Below are 19,648 nucleotides of genomic sequence, written 5' to 3'. Positions count from 1 at the left end.
CGTGTCCGCTCGGGGTATGTCTCACCAGCTATGTGCCCACTCGCCACAAGATCAGGACCCTACCCGACCAAGATCACACTACGGAAGCGACGTTGTCCGTAAGACAGCTCACCGGGCGGGGAAGGTGAGTCGCAGAACGATCTCGCCGTCGTCGATCTCCCCGGTGGGCTCGAACCCGAACTTCTGATAGAAGGGCCACGGTTCGCCGTCGCCCGGCTCGTAGCTGGTCAGCAGCTCGGCGGCGCCGTCCGCGCGAACCAGGGTGGCGACCTGCGTGAGCACTTCTCGGCCGATCCCTCGCCCCTGGTACCGCTTGTCGACGAGGAGGCGCCAGAGGAAGTGCCGCCCTTTGTAAGGGCCGGCCGGCGGTTTCCACGACAGCATTACGAAGCCGACTGGCTCATCGCCGCGGTACACGGCGCGGTACCAGGGATTGGCCTCCGGTTTCTTCGCCGCCTCCTTGAGTGACCGAGACACGGAGGCGACGAATTGCTTCTGGTCACGTCGGACGCGGAGAGCACGGACGGCATCCCGGTCGTCGTCGGTGATCTCCCGTAGGTGCACGCCTGGGGATCTCATGCCACCCCCTTCTGTATCCGGCAGTTGTGCCGTCAGGGCCTACGTGAAGAGCCGCCACCGGGCGGGATTCCCTGGCATCCGCGTCATCGAGGCCGTCAGGTCGGACGTCTTCGCAGCGTATTCGACACAGGCGATCTGGAGCGGGACTGGCACGCCGGGCCGTGACGGCGTCCGGGGCAGCTCCTAGCGGAGAGCAACTCGGCCTGACGTGGCGATGCGCATGCGCAGCCCCCTTCGTCAGCTAGATGGGCTGGCCTGGGTAAACGCACCAAGATCCTGTCCACGAATAGTCCACAGACCCCGACATACGGCCGCTTCGAGCGGCATAGGGCTGCACATACGCGAAGACCCCGGCCTCAGCGTTTCCGCTGGTGACGGGGTCTTTGGGCACCTCATGTTGGGTGCCCCCGGCAGGATTCGAACCTGCGCACACGGCTCCGGAGGCCGTTGCTCTATCCCCTGAGCTACGGGGGCGTGTCTCGCGGTGTTCGCGGCGACGGGTAGAACCCTACCAGCTCTTTCGGGGGCGTCATGAACGGTTTCCTGGTGGTCCCGTCGAGCGTGGGTCCCCCGGACGGGGTGGAAGTGGGGAAAACGCGGACGCGGCCGCTTGGGCCGACCTACTCTCGGGTTGTGCCAGGCACATCCGGCCGGGTTCTTGTTGTGGACGACAACAAGGTCATCCGGCAGCTGATCAGGGTCAACCTCGAGCTGGAGGGTCTCGAGGTCGTGACCGCGGCCGACGGTGCCGAGTGTCTGGACGTCGTCCATGAGGTGCGGCCCGATGTCGTCACCCTGGATGTCGTCATGCCGCGGCTCGACGGGTTGCGGACCGCCGCCCGGCTTCGTGCCGATCCCCGGACGCGCTGTCTGCCCGTCGCCATCATCAGCGCCTGCAGCCAGTACGAGGTCGAGAGCGGCCTCGATGCCGGTGTCGACGCGTTCCTCGCCAAGCCCTTCGAGCCGTCCGAACTCGTGCAGCTCGTCAAGGAGCTGATGGGGCGTCGTGGGCGGGGGAGTGGTGGCCCCAACGGTCACGCCGACCTCAACGGCAACATCGGCAACGGCAACATCAGCGACATCGGCAACAACGGCAGCAGTAACAACAACAGCAGTAACAACAGCAGTAACGACAGCAGAAACAGCAACAGCAGCATCGACAGCGGTGGCCTTGGCCTGGGGGAGGGCCGGGCCGTCGGGTATGGGGATCAGGTTCCGCCTCGGGCCGGTCAGGCCTCGCTCCCGGCTCGACAGGTGGGGACAGTGGGGCCGGTGGGATTCTTGGGGCAGTTGGGGGCTGCCGGTAGCTGAGCCTTCCCCCGAGGCCGTGGGGTGGCCGGCCAGGCTGCTGAGTGCCCGCCGGCGGGCGTCGCGTGGGGCCTTTCCGTCGTCCGGGTGTCGATCGATGGGGCCTCCGTCCGCACTCCGGACCGCACACCCAAACCCGTTCGCGAACCCACCCCCCTCCTCCCCTACCCTTGTCCCGTGACCCCCGTCGAGCTCTCCCGTACCGTGCTGCGCGCGGTGCGTCGTGCTGTGGAGAGCGGGGAGCTGAGCGTGGCCGTACCTGCGCGTGCCGTGGTCACCCCGCCGGGGCCCGGGGGGCGTGGTGACTACGCCACCAACATCGCGCTCCAGTTGGCCCGCCCCGCCGGGCGTACGCCTCTCGATGTCGCCGAGATCCTTCGGCCCCTGCTCCGAGAGGCCGCCGGGGTCGCCGACGTCGAGATCACCGGGCCGGGCTTTCTCAACATCCACCTCGAACGGGCCACCGCCACCGCCGCACTCGTCCGGGAGATCCTCCAGCGGCCCGCCGCCGACAGCGCCACGAGCAGCAAGGGCACCAAGAGCGCCAAGAGCGCCGCGAGTACCAACCGCACCATGCGCACCAGCGGCATCACGAGCACCAGCGGCAGCCTCGCAGGCAGCGGCAGCAACACGGCCACCTCCAGCCCCGACAGCACCACACACATCACCAGCCCCGTCGGCAGCAACAGCACCACAGACACCACTACCGACACCGGTAGCGGCACCGACACTGGCACCGGCACACGCACCTACAGCGACACCGGCACACGCACCGACAGCAACACCGCCCCCACCCCCCCACCCCCCTACGGCCACACCCCCACCCTCACCGGCCAGGTCATCCCCCTCCGCATCCCCTATGACATCCGCGCCGAGGTCGTCGCCGACACCCTCGTGCGGATCATCGCCACCCAGGGCGGACGCGCCGAGGTCCAGCACGCGCGGCCCGGTGAAGCCGTCGACCTCCGGCCGGTTCCCGCCCCGGAGGACCCCGCGCCGCTCGGGCCCGATGCCGCCCGCTGGGCCCTGTTGCACCCCGCCGCGCACGACCGGCCGCGGGTCACCGCCGATCATCTGTTGCAGCGAGAGAGCAACCCTCTCTTCCGTGTCCGCTACGCCCACGCGCGCGCCCGGGCCCTCGGCCGTAACGCCGGCCGGCTCGGATTCGGCGCGGTTCCCGGTGACGTAGCCGACGCGACAACCCTGACGCGCGCCCTCGGTGCGTACCCGCACGCCCTCACCCAGGCAGCGGCCCACCGCGCGCCCGACCGGCTCGCCCGGCACCTCGTGGCCGTCGCCGACGGACTGCTCGCCTTCCAGCACACCGTGCTCCCGCTCGGCGACGAGAAACCCTCGGCCGCCCACCGCGCCCGGCTCGCCCTCGCCGAAGCCGCCGGGACGGTGCTGGCCGGCGGCCTGTCCCTGCTCGGCATCAGCGCACCCGACTACCTCTGAGATCCCGAGAGAGCCCAGATCCGACATGAGCCGTTCCGCACATCCCGCCGGGCCCCGCCACGCCGACGTCCTGCCCGAGGGCCACTACTCCGCGCCGCCCGCCGACCTCAACGTCCTCGATCCCAAGGTGTGGGCGCAGACCGTCACCCGTGACAGCCAGGGCGTGGTCATGGTCGGCGGGGTCGGCGTGACGACGCTTGCCGAGCAGTTCGGCACCCCCGCCTACGTCCTGGACGAGGCCGACTTCCGGACCCGGGCGCGCGCCTGGCGCACCGCCTTCGGGCCCGACGCGGACGTGTTCTACGCGGGGAAGGCGTTTCTGTCCCGTGCCGTCGTGCGCTGGCTGCACGAGGAGGGGCTGAACCTGGACGTGTGCTCGGGGGGCGAGCTGGCCACCGCGCTGGCCGGAGGCATGCCGGCCGACCGGATCGCCTTCCACGGGAACAACAAGTCCACCGAGGAGATCACCAAGGCCGTCGAGAGCGGCGTCGGGCGGATCGTGCTCGACTCCTTCCAGGAGATCGTGCGGGTCGCGCACATCGCCGAGTCCCTGGGCCGGCGGCAGCGGGTGCTGATCCGGGTCACCGTCGGTGTGGAGGCGCACACGCACGAGTTCATCGCCACCGCCCACGAGGACCAGAAGTTCGGGATTCCGCTGGCGGGCGGTCAGGCCGCCGAGGCCGTGCGCCGTGCGCTCCAGCTCGACGGGCTCGAGGTCGTCGGCATCCACAGCCACATCGGATCGCAGATCTTCGACATGTCGGGCTTCGAGGTCGCCGCCCATCGGGTGGTGGGGCTGCTGAAGGACATCCGGGACGAGCACGGGGTCGAACTGCCCGAGATCGACCTCGGGGGCGGGCTCGGAATCGCGTACACGAGCGACGACGACCCCCGGGAGCCGCACGAGATCGCCAAGGCGCTGACCGAGATCGTCTCCCGTGAGTGCGACGCCGCCCGGCTGCGCACCCCGCGCATCTCGGTCGAGCCCGGGCGCGCCATCGTCGGACCGACCGCCTTCACGCTCTACGAGGTCGGCACGATCAAGCCGCTCGACGGGCTGCGGACGTACGTCTCCGTCGACGGCGGCATGTCGGACAACATCCGCACCGCGCTCTACGACGCCGAGTACAGCGTCGCCCTGGTCTCCCGCACGTCCGACGCCGAGCCCATGCTGGCCCGGGTGGTCGGCAAGCACTGCGAGAGCGGGGACATCGTGGTGAAGGACGCCTTCCTGCCCGCCGATCTCGCGCCGGGTGACCTCATCGCCGTACCGGCCACGGGCGCGTACTGCCGTTCCATGGCCAGCAACTACAACCACGCGCTGCGCCCGCCCGTCGTCGTCGTGCACGACGGGGAGGCCCGGGTGATCGTCCGCCGGGAGACGGAGGAGGACCTGCTCCGTCTCGACGTCGGGTGACGACGATCCCGGAGGGTTCGGGGCGGGTCCCGGAGGGTTTGGAGCGGGTCCGGAAGCCCGGCGGAAGATCTTCTGTCTTCCGCCGCTGACAAGATGAAACAGATGTCTCACGATCCGGACAAAGGGAAGAAAGTCCCGTCCGGTGAGTGAGACTGGTCCCACCGTAGACCGCATGAGGAAACGAGGTCGGATGATGCGTACGCGTCCGCTGAGGGTGGCGCTGCTGGGCTGTGGGGTTGTCGGCTCAGAGGTGGCGCGCATCATGACGACGCACGCCGACGACCTCGCGGCCCGGATCGGGGCCCCCGTCGAACTGGCGGGGGTCGCGGTCCGCAGGCCCGCCAAGGTGCGGGAGGGCATTCCCGCCGACCTCATCACCACCGACGCCACCGCCCTGGTCAAACGGGGCGACCTCGACGTCGTCGTCGAGGTCATCGGGGGGATCGAGCCCGCCCGGACCCTCATCACCACCGCCTTCGAGCACGGCGCGTCCGTCGTGTCGGCGAACAAGGCGCTGCTCGCCCAGGACGGGGCGGCCCTGCACGCGGCGGCACATGAGCACGGCCGCGACCTGTACTACGAGGCCGCCGTCGCCGGCGCCATCCCGCTGATCCGGCCGCTGCGCGAGTCCCTCGCCGGTGACAAGGTCAACCGGGTGCTGGGGATCGTCAACGGGACGACCAACTTCATCCTCGACAAGATGGACTCCACGGGGGCCGGGTACCAGGAGGCCCTCGACGAGGCCACCGCCCTGGGGTATGCGGAGGCCGACCCGACCGCCGATGTCGAGGGGTTCGACGCGGCCGCCAAGGCCGCCATCCTCGCCGGGATCGCCTTCCACACGCGGGTGCGCCTCGACGACGTCTACCGCGAGGGCATGACCGAGGTCACCGCCGCCGACTTCGCCTCGGCGAAGGAGATGGGCTGCACCATCAAGCTGCTCGCCATCTGTGAGCGGGCCGCGGACGGGGGCTCGGTCACCGCGCGCGTGCACCCCGCCATGATTCCGCTGACCCACCCGCTCGCCTCCGTGCGCGGTGCGTACAACGCCGTCTTCGTCGAGTCGGACGCCTCGGGGCAGCTCATGTTCTACGGCCCCGGCGCGGGCGGTGCGCCGACCGCCTCCGCCGTGCTCGGCGATCTGGTGGCCGTGTGCCGCAACCGGCTCAGCGGGGCCACCGGGCCCGGGGAGTCCGCCTACGCCGCCCTGCCCGTCTCACCGATGGGCGATGTCGTCACGCGCTACCACATCAGCCTCGACGTCGCCGACAAACCGGGCGTTCTCGCCCAGGTCGCCACCGTCTTCGCCGAGCACGACGTCTCGATCGATACGGTTCGCCAGCAGGGCAAGGCCGGAGAGGCCTCCCTCGTCGTCGTCACCCACCGTGCGTCCGACGCCTCGCTCAGCGGGACCGTCGAGGCGCTGCGCAAGCTCGACACCGTGCGGGGTGTCGCCAGCATCATGCGGGTTGAAGGAGAGTAACCAGCAATGACCCACCAGTGGCGCGGAATCATCGAAGAGTACCGGGACCGGCTGCCGGTGTCGGACAGCACGCCGGTCGTCACGCTCCGTGAGGGCGGTACGCCGCTCGTGCCCGCGCAGGTGCTCTCCGAGCGCACGGGCTGCGAGGTCCACCTCAAGGTGGAGGGGGCCAACCCCACCGGATCCTTCAAGGACCGCGGCATGACCATGGCCATCAGCAAGGCCAAGGAGGAGGGGGCCAAGGCCGTCATCTGCGCCTCCACCGGCAACACCTCCGCCTCGGCCGCCGCCTACGCCGTACGCGCCGGGATGGTGTCGGCCGTGCTGGTGCCCCGGGGCAAGATCGCGCTCGGCAAGATGGGGCAGGCCCTGGTGCACGGGGCGAAGATCCTCCAGGTCGACGGCAACTTCGACGACTGCCTCACCCTCGCGCGGGAACTGTCCGACAACTACCCGGTGGCGCTGGTCAATTCGGTCAACCCGGTGCGGATCGAGGGTCAGAAGACGGCCGCCTTCGAGATCGTGGACATGCTCGGCGACGCCCCCGACATCCATGTCCTGCCGGTCGGCAACGCGGGCAACATCACGGCCTACTGGAAGGGCTACCGGGAGTACGCCGCCGACGGCGTCGCCGGGCGCACCCCGCGCATGTGGGGCTTCCAGGCGGCCGGTTCGGCCCCGATCGTGCGCGGCGAGGTCGTCAAGGACCCCTCGACCATCGCCACCGCGATCCGTATCGGCAACCCCGCGTCCTGGAGTCACGCCCTGGCGGCGAGGGACGAGTCGGGCGGCCTGATCGACGAGGTGACGGACCGTGAGATCCTGCGCGCCTACCGGCTGTTGGCCGCCCAGGAGGGCGTGTTCGTGGAACCCGCGTCCGCCGCGTCCGTGGCCGGCCTGCTGAAGGCCGCCGAGCAGGGCGGGGTCGACCCCGGCCAGCGGATCGTGTGCACGGTCACCGGCAACGGCCTCAAGGACCCCGATTGGGCCGTCGCCGGCGCCCCGCAGCCGGTCACGGTCCCGGTCGACGCGGCGACGGCGGCCGAGCGGCTCGGACTCGCGTAGCCCGGTCGCCCCCTCGGGCAACCTCCGTAAGGGAAACCGGCAGAGGGGGCACGGGAGGCTTACGACACGCATCGTGCGCCTCCTGTGCGCCCTATGTCGCCACAGAACCTTCCTTCGATAGGCTGTACCTAACCCGCCCGCCGCATATGCCGCGGTGCCGCGCCGTCCCTGCGGCCTCCGGGTCTTCCGTACGCATCGAATTCGTTCGACCATCACGCAGCTCAAGGAGAGTCATCGAGCGATGGCCCATCCAGCGTTCCGCGCCGCCGCCGTCCGGGTGCGCGTCCCCGCCACCAGCGCCAACCTCGGCCCGGGTTTCGACGCCCTCGGCCTCGCGCTGGGGCTCTACGACGACGTCGTCGTCCGGGTGGCCGACTCCGGGCTGCACATCGACATCGCGGGCGAAGGCAGCGAAACGCTCCCGCGGGACGAGAGCCACCTGCTCGTACGGTCCCTGCGCGCCGCGTTCGACATCCTCGGCGGGCAGCCCCGCGGCCTGGAGATCGTCTGCGCCAACCGCATTCCGCACGGCCGTGGCCTGGGCTCCTCCTCCGCCGCCATCTGCGCCGGCATCGTCGCCGCCCGCGCCGTGACCATAGGCGGCGACAGCCGGCTCGACGACACCGCGCTGCTGGGACTCGCCACCGAGATCGAGGGCCACCCGGACAATGTCGCGGCCTGTCTCCTCGGCGGTTTCACCCTGTCCTGGATGGAGCGCGGCGGCGCTCGCGCGATCCGCCTGGACCCCGCAGATTCCGTCGTTCCGGTGGTTTTCGTGCCCGGAAAGCCGGTTCTGACGGAGACCGCGCGCGGACTGCTCCCGCGCACCGTGCCGCACGTCGACGCCGCGGCCAACGCGGGCCGCGCCGCCCTGCTCGTCGAGGCGCTGACCAGGCGCCCCGAGCTGCTGCTGCCCGCCACCGAGGACCGCCTCCACCAGGAGTACCGCGCTCCGGCGATGCCCGAGAGCGCCGCGCTCGTGGAGCGGCTGCGGGCCGACGGCATCCCCGCGGTGATCTCCGGCGCGGGACCCACGGTCCTGGCGCTGGCCGACGACGCGAGCGCCGACAAGGTGGCCGATCTGGCGGGCGAGGGCTGGGCCGCCAACCGGCTGGAACTGGACAGCCAGGGAGCGAGTGTGCTGCCGCTTGCGTCCTGACACACGGTCGCCGGATTACGAGAGGGGGAATGTTTGTTGGATCCGGTAGTGTTAATCTCAATCTGCACCCGACCCAGCCATGGCGAGGTGCCTCGTGTCCCAGTCCGGGACAACCATCCTTCCGGGAGCTTCCCAAACCGCACTGTGTTCCGTATCACGTACGTGAGCGGTATGTCGTACGCGAACGCCGAGCTGTTTGCCGAGCACGCTCCGGAATCGGTGTGACCTAGCCGCGTGACACAAAACCGAGTGCCACGCCGCGCAGGGAAACGCCAGTCACCAGATATTTTCCTCCGCCGTTTTGGCGGACCACCGCCCCGGCACGGTCCCCCCACACGGAACCGAAGCCGGACAGCACAACCGGTCGCCGAGCCAGACAGGCCGACGTCCGCTCCAGGGAAGGACCCTTCGTGAGCGACACCACCGATCTGATGGGCGCACGTGTCGAGGAGACCGCTGCCGCGCCCGCCACGGACGCCTCCGCGCCTGCCACCGGTGCCGGCTCCCGGCGGCGCCGCGGTACCGGCCTCGAGGGCATGGTGCTGGCCGAGCTGCAACAGGTCGCATCCGGCCTCGGCATCAGGGGCACCGCGCGCATGCGCAAGAGCCAGCTGATCGAGGTCATCAAGGAGGCGCAGGCCGGAGGCGGCGCCCCGGCCAAGGCCGAGGCCGCCACCGAGACCAAGCCGAAGCGCCGGTCCACCTCCCGGACCCGTACCGGCGAGGACGGCGCTCCGGCCGAGTCCAAGGCCGACGCCGCCGAGCAGTCCGTGGCCCCGCAGCAGATCGAGATTCCCGGCCAGGGAGCCGGTGACGGCGCTCCGGCCGAGCGCCGTCGGCGCCGCGCCACCGCCGCGGCCGGCAGCCCCGAGACGATCGCCGACGAGGCGAAGAGCGAGCCGAAGGCCGAGACCTCGGCCGCCCCGGCCCAGCAGGCGCAGTCGCAGGGCGGCGAGGCCAGGTCCGCCGAGTCCTCGGCCTCGTCCGAGCTGGGAGGCGCCACCGGTGACGGCGGCGAGGGCCGTCGGCGCGACCGCCGTGAGCGCGGCCGGGACCGCGACCGCCGCGGCAAGGGCGACGAGCAGCAGGGCCAGGGCGGCCAGCAGCGTCAGCAGCAGGGCCAGCAGCAGGTCGGCGGCCGTCAGGACCGCCAGGACCGCCAGCGGGCCGACGAGGACGGGGACGACTTCGACGGCGGCCGCCGCGGCCGGCGCGGACGCTACCGCGACCGCCGCGGCCGCCGTGGCCGCGACGAGGTCGTCGAACTGCAGGTCGCCGAGGACGACGTCCTGATCCCCGTCGCGGGCATCCTGGACATCCTCGACAACTACGCCTTCATCCGCACGTCGGGCTACCTGCCGGGTCCGAACGACGTGTACGTCTCCCTCGCCCAGGTCCGCAAGAACGGCCTGCGCAAGGGCGACCACGTCACCGGCGCGGTCCGTCAGCCCAAGGACGGCGAGCGGCGCGAGAAGTTCAACGCGCTGGTGCGCCTGGACTCCGTCAACGGCATGGCGCCCGAACACGGCCGCGGCCGCCCGGAGTTCAACAAGCTCACCCCGCTGTACCCGCAGGACCGGCTCCGCCTGGAGACCGACCCCGGCGTCCTCACCACCCGCATCATCGACCTCGTCTCGCCCATCGGCAAGGGCCAGCGTGGTCTGATCGTGGCCCCGCCGAAGACCGGCAAGACCATGATCATGCAGGCGATCGCCAACGCGATCACGCACAACAACCCCGAGTGCCACCTGATGGTCGTCCTCGTCGACGAGCGTCCGGAAGAGGTCACCGACATGCAGCGGTCGGTCAAGGGCGAGGTCATCTCCTCGACCTTCGACCGCCCGGCCGAGGACCACACCACGGTCGCGGAGCTGGCCATCGAGCGGGCCAAGCGCCTGGTGGAGCTGGGCCACGACGTCGTCGTGCTGCTCGACTCGATCACGCGTCTGGGCCGTGCGTACAACCTCGCCGCGCCCGCCTCCGGCCGCATCCTGTCCGGTGGTGTCGACTCGACCGCGCTCTACCCGCCGAAGCGCTTCTTCGGCGCCGCGCGCAACATCGAGGACGGCGGCTCCCTGACGATCCTCGCCACCGCGCTGGTCGACACCGGCTCGCGCATGGACGAGGTCATCTTCGAGGAGTTCAAGGGCACCGGCAACATGGAGCTCAAGCTCGACCGGAAGCTCGCCGACAAGCGCATCTTCCCGGCGGTGGACGTGGACGCGTCCGGTACCCGTAAGGAAGAGATCCTGCTCGGCGCCGAGGAGCTGGGCGTCGTCTGGAAGCTGCGCCGGGTGCTGCACGCGCTCGACCAGCAGCAGGCGATCGAGCTGCTCCTCGACAAGATGAAGCAGACGAAGTCGAACGTCGAGTTCCTGATGCAGATCCAGAAGACGACGCCGACGCCGAACGGCGACTGACCTGGTCCGAGGGCCGCTCCTCCCGTGTGCGGGGGGAGCGGCCCTCTGCGTTGTCCGAAGCGGCCCGCCGCCGAGACGTTCGCCACAGGCGCCGGGAGCCCGAGCAGCCGCCCGGGGCGGCCCGCCGCCGAAGGAACACCCAGGTGAGCAGGGTTCTGCCGGGTTTTGCGATGACCCTGTGTGTTCGTCCCCGTACGTACCGACCGGGCCGTGTTGTGCAACTCTTTCCCCGGTTTCTCCGTCTGGCCGAACGGAGTGACGATGGAGCGACGGGGGTCCCCCACTCGGGTGAGCCGAGAGGCGGGAAGGGGTCGCTCCGCCAGGCCTGGCCCTGACCGCGGGGGGACCGGACGAGGACTTGAGGGAGCACATGCCCGCCGAGAGCACACCCGACGCCGGCATAACCGACGACGACACCACGACAGACCCGCGCCGGAAGGCGAGGGGCCGCCGCCGCAAGCCGCGCGGAAAGGGACGCACCGCCCTGCTCGTCACGGCCTGGACCGCCGGGGGCGTCCTCGTCCTGGGCGGCACCGGCGTCGGCTACCTGTACTTCGAGCTCAACGGCAACCTCAGGACCGTCGACATCAACCAGGTCCTCGGCACCCACCGGCCCGCGAAGGCCGACAACGGCTCCGAGAACATCCTCGTCCTCGGCTCGGACACCCGCTCCGGCGGCAACGAGAAGCTGGGCGGCGGCACCGACGACGGCAGCGCCCGCTCCGACACGGCGATGGTCGTGCACCTCTACAAGGGCCACAAGAAAGCCGCCGTCGTCTCGATACCGCGCGACACCCTCGTCGACCGCCCCGAGTGCACCGACACCAAGGGCACCGCGCACCCGGCCGCCTCCGGGGTGATGTTCAACTCCGCGTACTCCACCGGGGGCGCCGCGTGCGCCGTGAAGACCGTCGAGTCCCTCAGCGGAGTGCGCATGGACCACTACATCGAGGTGGACTTCTCCGGGTTCCAGAAGCTGATCGACGACCTCGGCGGTGTGCAGGTCACCACCACCAGGAACATCGACGACCCGGACAGCCACCTCGACCTGAAGGCCGGCGAGCACACCCTCGACGGCCGGCAGGCGCTCGGCCTCGTCCGCACCCGGCACGGCGTCGGCGACGGCTCCGACCTCGGCCGCATCCAGCTCCAGCAGGCCTTCGTCAAGGCCCTGGTGGCCCAGGTCAAGCAGATCGGCGTCCTGACCAGCCCCACCAAGCTGGTGAACCTCGCCGACACCGCGACCAAGACCGTCACCACCGACTCCGACCTGGGCTCCGTCAACAGCCTGGCGTCCTTCGCCGACGGGCTGAAGGGCATCAGCCCGTCCCATATGAACATGGTGACGATGCCGGTCCAGTACGACCCGGCGGACCCCAACCGCGTTCTGCTGCAGAAGGCCAAGGCCGAACGCGTGTGGGACGCCCTCAAGCACGACCGGCCGATTCCGGCGAGCGCGGCGACGGGATCGGCGAGCGGACAGGCCAAGGGCGTGGTCGCGTCGTCCTGACCCGGCCCGGGGCCCGCCCTCCCGGCCACAGGAATAGATCACCTGTGCCCTCGGTTTTGGGGGATGCGGTCAGTCCTGGCAGACTGGTACGTCGGCTCCGGTTCACGCCTCCGCATCCCGCGGCTGCGACCCGGCGCCCTCCCGGAACCTAGGAGACACCTTGAAGCGCGACATCCACCCCGCGTACGTCGAGACGCAGGTCAGCTGCACCTGCGGCGCGTCGTTCACCACCCGTAGCACGATCGAGTCCGGCACCATCCGGGCCGAGGTCTGCTCCGAGTGCCACCCGTTCTACACGGGCAAGCAGAAGATCCTCGACACCGGTGGCCGTGTGGCCCGCTTCGAGGCCCGCTTCGGCAAGGCTGCCGCTGCCAAGAAGTAGCGAGCCCACAGCGCCGGTCTCCGGTGCTCCCGTGCACGGATGCGGGGGCGCCGGGACCGGCGCTTTGCGGTACAGCCCACTCACAGTCGTACGTACGTCCCACGCCCCTGCCGGGCGGGGGACACCAGGGAGCCGGAGATGTTCGAGGCGGTCGAGGAACTGGTCGGGGAACACGCCGACCTGGAGAAGAAGCTCGCCGATCCGTCGGTCCACGCCGACCAGGCGAACGCGCGCAAGCTCAACAAGCGCTACGCCGAGCTGAGCCCGATCGTCGCCACGTACCGTTCGTGGAAGCAGGCCGGTGACGACATCGAGACCGCCCGCGAACTGGCCGCCGAAGACCCGGACTTCGCCGCCGAGGTCAAGGACCTGGAGAGGCAGCGCGAGGAGCTGACGGAGAAGCTGCGCCTCCTGCTCGTCCCGCGCGACCCCAGCGACGACAAGGACGTCATCCTCGAGATCAAGGCGGGCGCGGGCGGCGACGAGTCCGCCCTGTTCGCCGGCGACCTGCTGCGCATGTACCTGCGCTACGCCGAGCGCCTCGGCTGGAAGACCGAGATCATCGACTCCACCGAGTCCGAGCTCGGCGGCTACAAGGACGTCCAGGTCGCCGTGAAGGTCCGCGGACAGACCGAGCCCGGCCAGGGCGTGTGGGCCCGTCTGAAGTACGAGGGCGGTGTGCACCGCGTGCAGCGCGTGCCCGCGACGGAGTCCCAGGGCCGTATCCACACCTCCGCGGCCGGTGTGCTGGTCACCCCGGAGGCGGAGGAGGTCGATGTCGAGGTCAACCCCAACGACCTCCGTATCGACGTCTACCGCTCCTCGGGCCCCGGCGGCCAGTCCGTCAACACGACCGACTCCGCCGTGCGCATCACACACCTTCCGACCGGGGTCGTCGCCTCCTGCCAGAACGAGAAGAGCCAGTTGCAGAACAAGCAGCAGGCGCTGCGTATCCTGCGCTCCAGGCTGCTCGCCAGGGCGCAGGAGGAGGCGGAGAAGGAGGCCGCCGCGGCGCGCCGCAGCCAGGTCCGCACCGTCGACCGCTCCGAGAAGATCCGTACGTACAACTTCCCCGAGAACCGCATCTCGGACCACCGGGTCGGCTTCAAGGCGTACAACCTGGACCACGTCCTGGACGGCGACCTCGACGCGGTGATCCAGGCGTGCACCGACGCGGACTCGGCCGCCAAGCTCGCGGCCGCGTGAGCCCCCGTACCCGTACCCCGCTCAGCCCCGGAGGACCAGCGTGAACCTGCTGCTCGCGGAGGTGGCCCAGGCCACCCAGCGGCTGGCCGACGCCGGCGTGCCCTCGCCGCGCAACGACGCGGAGGAGCTCGCCGCGTTCGTGCACGGCGTCAAGCGGGGCGAGCTGCACTCCGTGCAGGACGCGGACTTCGACGCCCGCTACTGGGAGGCCATCGCCCGCCGCGAGGCCCGTGAGCCGCTCCAGCACATCACCGGGCTCGCCTACTTCCGCTACCTGGAACTCCAGGTCGGGCCCGGCGTGTTCGTGCCCCGCCCGGAGACCGAGTCGGTCGTCGGCTGGGCCATAGACGCCGTACGGGCCATGGACGTCGTCGAGCCGCGGATCGTGGACCTGTGCACCGGCTCGGGCGCCATCGCACTCGCCCTGGCACAGGAGGTGCCGCGCTCGCGGGTGCACGCCGTGGAGCTGTCCGAGGACGCCCTGCAGTGGACCCGCAAGAACGTGGAGGGGTCCAGGGTCGACCTGCGCCAGGGCGACGCCCGCAGGGCCTTCCACGACCTCGACGGCCAGGTCGACCTCGTGATCTCCAACCCGCCGTACATCCCCCTGACCGAATGGGAGTACGTCGCTCCCGAGGCCCGGGACTACGACCCGGAGATGGCCCTGTTCTCGGGCGAGGACGGCCTCGACCTCATCCGCGGTCTGGAACGCACCGCGCACCGGCTGCTGCGCCCCGGCGGCGTCGTCGTCATCGAGCACGCCGACACCCAGGGCGGCCAGGTGCCGTGGATCTTCACCGAGGAGCGGGGCTGGGCCGACGCGGCCGACCACCCGGACCTCAACAACCGCCCGCGCTTCGCGACCGCCCGCAAGGCGCTGCCGTGAGCGCGCCCCAGCATCTCTTCCCGCAGCAGGACGTGTACGAGGAGGACCTCTAGACATGGCACGGCGATACGACACCAATGACGCGACCGACCGCACGACGGGTCTGCGCGAGGCCGCGTCCGCCGTCCGCCGTGGCGAACTCGTGGTGCTGCCGACCGACACCGTGTACGGCATCGGCGCCGACGCGTTCTCCTCGGAGGCCGTGACCGACCTGCTCCAGGCCAAGGGCCGGGGCCGCACCATGCCCACGCCCGTCCTGATCGGCTCCCCGAACACCCTGCACGGCCTCGTCACGGACTTCTCCGAGATGGCCTGGGAGCTGGTCGACGCGTTCTGGCCGGGCGCGCTCACGCTCGTCGCGCGGCACCAGCCGTCGCTGCAGTGGGACCTCGGCGACACCCGCGGCACCGTCGCCGTGCGCATGCCGCTGCACCCGGTCGCCATCGAGCTGCTGATGGAGGTCGGCCCGATGGCCGTCTCCTCCGCGAACCTCACCGGCCACCCGGCGCCGGAGACCTGCGACGCCGCGCAGGAGATGCTCGGCGACGCGGTCTCCGTCTACCTGGACGGCGGCCCCACCCCCGGCAACGTCCCCTCGTCGATCGTCGACGTCACCGGCAAGGTGCCGGTGCTGCTGCGCCAGGGCGCGCTGTCGGCGGACGAGCTGCGCAAGGTCGTACCCGACCTCGAGGTGGCGAATTGACACCGCCCGACGCGGGGCGTGGCATAGGCAACGGGGACCGGACGGGAGGCCCGGCGGAGCCGGGTCTTCCGGGCGACACCTTCCGCATCCTTCACGTCAGCACCGGCAATGTGTGCCGCTCGCCGATCACCGAACGGCTGACCCGGCACTTCCTCGCGGTCCGGCTCGGCTGCCCCACGCCCGGCCTGGTCGCGGAGGGCGCCATAGGCGGGCTGATCGTGGAGAGCGCGGGCACCTGGGGTCACGAGGGCGCCCCCATGGAGGCGAACGCGGAGGCGGTCCTCGCGGAATTCGGCGCGGACGCCTCCGGCTTCGTCGGCCGTGAACTCCTGGACGAGCACGTCATCCGCGCCGACCTGGTCCTCACCGCGACCCGCGACCACCGGGCCCAGGTGATCTCCATGGGGCACTCGGCGGGCCTGCGCACCTTCACGCTGAAGGAGTTCACCCGTCTCGTACGGGCGATAGACACGGCGACGCTGCCGCCCCTGGACGACGGCGTGGTGGCCCGTGCCCGCGCCCTGGTGCGGGCCGCGGCGGCGCTGCGCGGCTGGCTGCTGGCGCCGACGGCGGAGGCCGACGAGGTGTTCGACCCGTACGGGGCGCCGCTGCCGTTCTTCCGCTCGATCGGCGACGAGATCCACCAGGCCCTGGACCCGGTGGTGACGGCCCTGACGGGAGTGTCCACCCGGGCCTGATCCGACGCCGGTGCCGGGCGGGCCCGGTTTCGTGCGCCGGGTGCGGCGGCGGATGTGGCGGCCGGGCGCCGCGGGGGGCGCGGGCCTACATTGGACGTACATCCCCGACGCCCGGAGCCCCGGAGCCCACCATGGCGGTCACCCATACCCTCGACGAGGCCGACGTCCTGCGCCGGCAGGACCCCGAGCTGGCCGAGATCCTCCTCGGGGAACTCGCCCGGCAGTCGACGACGCTGCAGCTCATCGCGGCCGAGAACTTCACCTCCCCGGCGGTGCTCGCCGTCCTCGGCTCCCCGCTCGCCAACAAGTACGCCGAGGGGTACCCCGGTGCCCGGTACCACGGCGGCTGCGAGCTGGTCGACGCCGCCGAGCGCATCGCCGTGGAGCGCGCCAAGGCGTTGTTCCGGGCCGAGCACGCCAATGTGCAGTCGCACTCGGGATCGTCCGCGATGCTCGCCGCGTACGCCGCCCTGCTCCGGCCCGGGGACACCGTGCTCGCGCTCGGACTGCCGCACGGCGGCCACCTCACGCACGGCTCGCCCGCCAACTTCTCCGGCCGCTGGTTCGACTTCGTCGGCTACGGGGTCGAGGCGGAGTCCGGGCTGATGGACCATGTCCAGGTGCGCGCCCTGGCCCGTACCCACCGTCCGAAGGCCATCGTGTGCGGGTCCATCTCCTACCCGCGCCATCTCGACTACGCCTTCTTCCGGGAGGTCGCCGACGAGGTCGGGGCGTATCTCATCGCCGACGCCGCGCACCCGATCGGGCTCGTCGCCGGGGGAGCGGCACCCAGCCCGGTGCCGTTCGCCGACGTCGTCTGCGCCACCACCCACAAGGTGCTGCGCGGCCCGCGCGGCGGCATGATCCTGTGCGGTCGCGAACTGGCCGCACGCGTGGACCGGGCCGTCTTCCCGTTCACCCAGGGCGGTGCCCAGATGAACAGCATCGCCGCGAAGGCCGTCGCGTTCCGGGAGGCGGCCACCCCGGACTTCGCCGCGTACGCCCACCAGGTGGTGGCCAACGCCCGGATGCTCGCGGCGGCCCTGGCCGCCGAGGGGCTGCAGGTGACCACCGGCGGCACCGACACCCATCTGCTCACCGTCGATCCCGCCCCGCTGGGCGTCGACGGCCCCACCGCCCGGGGCCGGCTCGCGGCGGCCGGGATGGTCCTCGACACCTGTGCGCTGCCCCACGGCGACGTCCGCGGGCTGCGCCTGGGCACCGCCGCGGTGACCACGCAGGGCATGCGGGAGGCGGAGATGGCGTACGTGGCCGCGCTGATGGCGTCGGTGCTGCGCGAGGAGGCCGACGGCAAGGCGGTGCGCGCGAAGGTGCGCGATCTCACCGGTGGATTCCCGCCGTATCCCGGCCGATGACGGGAAGGCGGGCCGGTATGCACAGCCACACGTGCAACCATGTTCGCTACCCGTGAGTCCTCGACCATATGCACGCGAAGCCGAGCGCGGGGGAGCGTGCGGGCCGTAGCGACAGGCGGACGCCGCCTGTCGGGGCACTAGCTAGTGCCGCGGCAGGCAACGTTTGCCCGTCAAGGAGCGGCGTCCGGTGCGTGCTCTCGGCGTGCCGGCCGGAAGCCTTCGTACTGGATGTACTTGGGCTTTCGGGCGGTGCGGCGAGAGTGCGTGCCGGGCGTCGCGACGGGGCGGACGTTGCCTGTCGGGGCACTAGGGTGTGGGGAAGAGGATGCCCAGCGAGACCTGTGGGGAAGCCCGTGCGTGAATACCTGCTGACGCTCTGCATCACGGCCGCGGTGACGTATCTGCTCACAGGGCCGGTACGCAAGTTCGCGATCGTGGCCGGGGCCATGCCGGAGATCCGGTCCCGGGACGTGCACCGGGAACCGACTCCCCGGCTCGGCGGGATCGCCATGTTCATCGGCCTGTGCGCGGGCCTGCTGGTCGCCGACCACCTCAAGAACCTCAACGAGGTCTTCGCCAAGTCGAACGAGCCCCGGGCCCTGCTCTCCGGCGCCGCGCTCATCTGGCTCATCGGCGTGCTGGACGACAAGTTCGAGATCGACGCCCTGATCAAGCTGGGCGGTCAGATGATCGCCGCGGGTGTGATGGTCATGCAGGGTCTGACGATCCTGTGGCTGCCCGTACCGGGCGTCGGCCTGGTCGCGCTCACGCAGTGGCAGGGCACCCTGCTGACGGTGGCGCTGGTCGTCATCACGATCAACGCGGTCAACTTCGTCGACGGCCTCGACGGCCTCGCCGCCGGCACGGTGTGCATCGCGGCCGCCGCGTTCTTCATGTACGCGTACCGCATCTGGTACGGCTACGGCCTGGAGGCCGCGGCCCCCGCGACCCTGTTCGCGGCCGTCCTGATGGGCATGTGCCTGGGCTTCCTGCCGCACAACATGCACCCGGCGCGGATCTTCATGGGCGACTCGGGCTCGATGCTGATCGGGCTGGTGCTCGCGGCCGGTGCCATCTCGGTCACCGGCCAGGTGGACCCGGACGCGATGAACCTCTTCTCCGGCTCCGAGCGCGCGACGGTGCACCAGACCGTCCCGGTCTACATCCCGCTGCTGCTCCCGCTGACGATCATCGCCGTTCCGGTCGCGGACTTCTTCCTCGCGATCGTGCGCCGTACCTGGCGCGGCCAGTCGCCGTTCGCCGCGGACCGCGGCCATCTGCACCACCGGCTCCTGGACATCGGGCACTCGCACAGCCGGGCCGTGCTGATCATGTACTTCTGGGCGGCGCTCATCTCGTTCGGTGCCCTGGTGTACTCCGTGAACTCGGCGTCCATGTGGATCGTGCTCGGCATCATGGCGCTGAGCGCGGTCGGTCTGGTGCTGCTCCTGCTGCCGAGGTTCACCCCCCGCGCCCCGCGCTGGGCCGAGTCCTTCGTGCCCCCGCGCTACCGCCGCCGCACCGCCGCCGGCCGGATGCGGGCCGCCGCCTCGGAGGGCGGAGCGGAGCAGGAGGGGCACCGCACCCCGGTCGCCGCGGGCCTCTCCGGCGTCAACGGGGCGACCGCCCTCGGTGCCCGTACGCGGCTGCTGGAAGAGCGCAAGGCGGGCACGTCGCGCTGACGCGGCCGGGTGAGGCATCGCAGGCCGGGGACGACGCGGCCCGCAGCAGCCCGACCTTGTCCTGATCGAACGTCAGCGACGCCGTGGTGCTCGTCTCCAGGAAGCCCGGCGGCTCCCCCTTCAGGGCCACAGCGCTCAACTCGGCGGCGAGCCCTGCCCCGTGGCCGCCCGCACGGCCGACAGCCGTGCGCGCCCGCCTGCCCGCGTACCGGGGGTGGGCCTGCGGGGAACACCGTCAGGGGCTGTCACCGGAGTCTCACGCGTCAACGGAGCCACTGCCGTCGCCACCCGTGCGCGTCCGGACCGGCGCAGGACCGCG

General features: G+C 71.1%; 15 protein-coding genes, 1 tRNA gene and 1 pseudogene. 15 read left to right on the top strand and 2 right to left on the bottom strand.

The genetic code is table 11. From position 1 onward, the window contains the following. Positions 1–108: 108 nt before the first annotated feature. Together ACWD5Q_RS22840 and ACWD5Q_RS22835 are read right to left on the bottom strand one after the other, a co-directional pair. The gene (locus ACWD5Q_RS22840) at positions 109–579 is read right to left on the bottom strand and encodes a GNAT family N-acetyltransferase (protein WP_451428877.1); all 471 of its coding nucleotides are present in this window, start codon (positions 577–579) and stop codon (positions 109–111) included. 402 nt (positions 580–981) lie between these two features. Further along, positions 982–1,053: transfer RNA gene (locus ACWD5Q_RS22835), tRNA-Arg, on the bottom strand. Positions 1,054–1,110: 57 nt separating this feature from the next. Between ACWD5Q_RS22835 and ACWD5Q_RS22830 the strand changes: the two are divergent. The 15 genes and pseudogenes from ACWD5Q_RS22830 to ACWD5Q_RS22760 all read left to right on the top strand — a co-directional run. After that, a pseudogene (locus ACWD5Q_RS22830) lies at positions 1,111–1,632 on the top strand (response regulator); the annotation flags it as partial. A gap of 432 nt (positions 1,633–2,064) precedes the next feature. Next, positions 2,065–3,342, top strand: coding sequence for an ArgS-related anticodon-binding protein NrtL (gene nrtL / locus ACWD5Q_RS22825; RefSeq protein WP_451428876.1), 1,278 nt, complete (start codon positions 2,065–2,067; stop codon positions 3,340–3,342). A 25-nt stretch (positions 3,343–3,367) separates the two neighbouring features. Further along, positions 3,368–4,759 (top strand): diaminopimelate decarboxylase, encoded by a 1,392-nt coding sequence (gene lysA, locus ACWD5Q_RS22820; protein ID WP_451428875.1) that lies wholly within the window; start codon positions 3,368–3,370, stop codon positions 4,757–4,759. Between the two features lie 190 nt (positions 4,760–4,949). Then, on the top strand, positions 4,950–6,242 hold the full coding sequence (locus ACWD5Q_RS22815; protein WP_451428881.1) for a homoserine dehydrogenase: 1,293 nt from the start codon (positions 4,950–4,952) through the stop codon (positions 6,240–6,242). 6 nt (positions 6,243–6,248) lie between these two features. Beyond that, positions 6,249–7,307 carry a threonine synthase gene (gene thrC, locus ACWD5Q_RS22810; RefSeq protein WP_451428874.1) on the top strand — a complete coding sequence of 353 codons (1,059 nt, stop codon included), beginning with the start codon at positions 6,249–6,251 and terminating at the stop codon, positions 7,305–7,307. Between the two features lie 241 nt (positions 7,308–7,548). Next, the gene (thrB, locus tag ACWD5Q_RS22805) at positions 7,549–8,466 is read left to right on the top strand and encodes a homoserine kinase (RefSeq protein WP_451428873.1); all 918 of its coding nucleotides are present in this window, start codon (positions 7,549–7,551) and stop codon (positions 8,464–8,466) included. Between the two features lie 410 nt (positions 8,467–8,876). After that, positions 8,877–10,886 carry a transcription termination factor Rho gene (gene rho, locus ACWD5Q_RS22800; RefSeq protein WP_451428872.1) on the top strand — a complete coding sequence of 670 codons (2,010 nt, stop codon included), beginning with the start codon at positions 8,877–8,879 and terminating at the stop codon, positions 10,884–10,886. Positions 10,887–11,256: 370 nt separating this feature from the next. Further along, on the top strand, positions 11,257–12,396 hold the full coding sequence (locus ACWD5Q_RS22795) for an LCP family protein (protein ID WP_451428871.1): 1,140 nt from the start codon (positions 11,257–11,259) through the stop codon (positions 12,394–12,396). A 160-nt stretch (positions 12,397–12,556) separates the two neighbouring features. After that, positions 12,557–12,778, top strand: a complete 222-nt coding sequence (gene rpmE / locus ACWD5Q_RS22790; protein WP_103838593.1) for a 50S ribosomal protein L31 — start codon at positions 12,557–12,559, stop codon at positions 12,776–12,778. 138 nt (positions 12,779–12,916) lie between these two features. Then, positions 12,917–13,984: a peptide chain release factor 1 gene (gene prfA, locus ACWD5Q_RS22785; protein WP_451428870.1), complete on the top strand. Its 1,068-nt coding sequence runs from the start codon at positions 12,917–12,919 to the stop codon at positions 13,982–13,984. Between the two features lie 40 nt (positions 13,985–14,024). Then, positions 14,025–14,870: a peptide chain release factor N(5)-glutamine methyltransferase gene (prmC, locus tag ACWD5Q_RS22780; RefSeq protein WP_451428869.1), complete on the top strand. Its 846-nt coding sequence runs from the start codon at positions 14,025–14,027 to the stop codon at positions 14,868–14,870. A gap of 55 nt (positions 14,871–14,925) precedes the next feature. Next, entirely contained in the window at positions 14,926–15,573 is a 648-nt protein-coding gene (locus ACWD5Q_RS22775; RefSeq protein ID WP_451428868.1) for an L-threonylcarbamoyladenylate synthase, read from the top strand. Beyond that, entirely contained in the window at positions 15,570–16,271 is a 702-nt protein-coding gene (locus tag ACWD5Q_RS22770; RefSeq protein ID WP_451428867.1) for an arsenate reductase/protein-tyrosine-phosphatase family protein, read from the top strand. Before ACWD5Q_RS22775 ends, ACWD5Q_RS22770 begins: the two co-directional genes overlap by 4 nt. 131 nt (positions 16,272–16,402) lie before the next feature. Then, complete coding sequence (locus tag ACWD5Q_RS22765) at positions 16,403–17,647, top strand: serine hydroxymethyltransferase (RefSeq protein ID WP_451428866.1); 1,245 nt, start codon at positions 16,403–16,405, stop codon at positions 17,645–17,647. A gap of 353 nt (positions 17,648–18,000) precedes the next feature. Beyond that, positions 18,001–19,329 (top strand): MraY family glycosyltransferase, encoded by a 1,329-nt coding sequence (locus ACWD5Q_RS22760; protein ID WP_451428865.1) that lies wholly within the window; start codon positions 18,001–18,003, stop codon positions 19,327–19,329. Positions 19,330–19,648 lie beyond the last annotated feature (319 nt).

The sequence above is a fragment of the Streptomyces sp. NPDC002513 genome (genome assembly GCF_053595355.1).
The sequence above is the reverse complement of the archived record's forward strand: the minus strand, read 5'-3'. Positions and strand labels throughout refer to the sequence as shown.

What these genes read in the sequence shown, in the direction of transcription:
- ACWD5Q_RS22840 (WP_451428877.1), bottom strand. Translation starts at nt 579, where the DNA reads ATGAGATCCCCAGGCGTGCACCTACGGGAGATCACCGACGACGACCGG.
- ACWD5Q_RS22775 (WP_451428868.1), top strand. Translation starts at nt 14,926, where the DNA reads ATGGCACGGCGATACGACACCAATGACGCGACCGACCGCACGACGGGT.
- ACWD5Q_RS22765 (WP_451428866.1), top strand. Translation starts at nt 16,403, where the DNA reads ATGGCGGTCACCCATACCCTCGACGAGGCCGACGTCCTGCGCCGGCAG.
- prfA (WP_451428870.1), top strand. Translation starts at nt 12,917, where the DNA reads ATGTTCGAGGCGGTCGAGGAACTGGTCGGGGAACACGCCGACCTGGAG.
- thrB (WP_451428873.1), top strand. Translation starts at nt 7,549, where the DNA reads ATGGCCCATCCAGCGTTCCGCGCCGCCGCCGTCCGGGTGCGCGTCCCC.
- ACWD5Q_RS22795 (WP_451428871.1), top strand. Translation starts at nt 11,257, where the DNA reads ATGCCCGCCGAGAGCACACCCGACGCCGGCATAACCGACGACGACACC.
- lysA (WP_451428875.1), top strand. Translation starts at nt 3,368, where the DNA reads ATGAGCCGTTCCGCACATCCCGCCGGGCCCCGCCACGCCGACGTCCTG.
- ACWD5Q_RS22815 (WP_451428881.1), top strand. Translation starts at nt 4,950, where the DNA reads ATGATGCGTACGCGTCCGCTGAGGGTGGCGCTGCTGGGCTGTGGGGTT.
- thrC (WP_451428874.1), top strand. Translation starts at nt 6,249, where the DNA reads ATGACCCACCAGTGGCGCGGAATCATCGAAGAGTACCGGGACCGGCTG.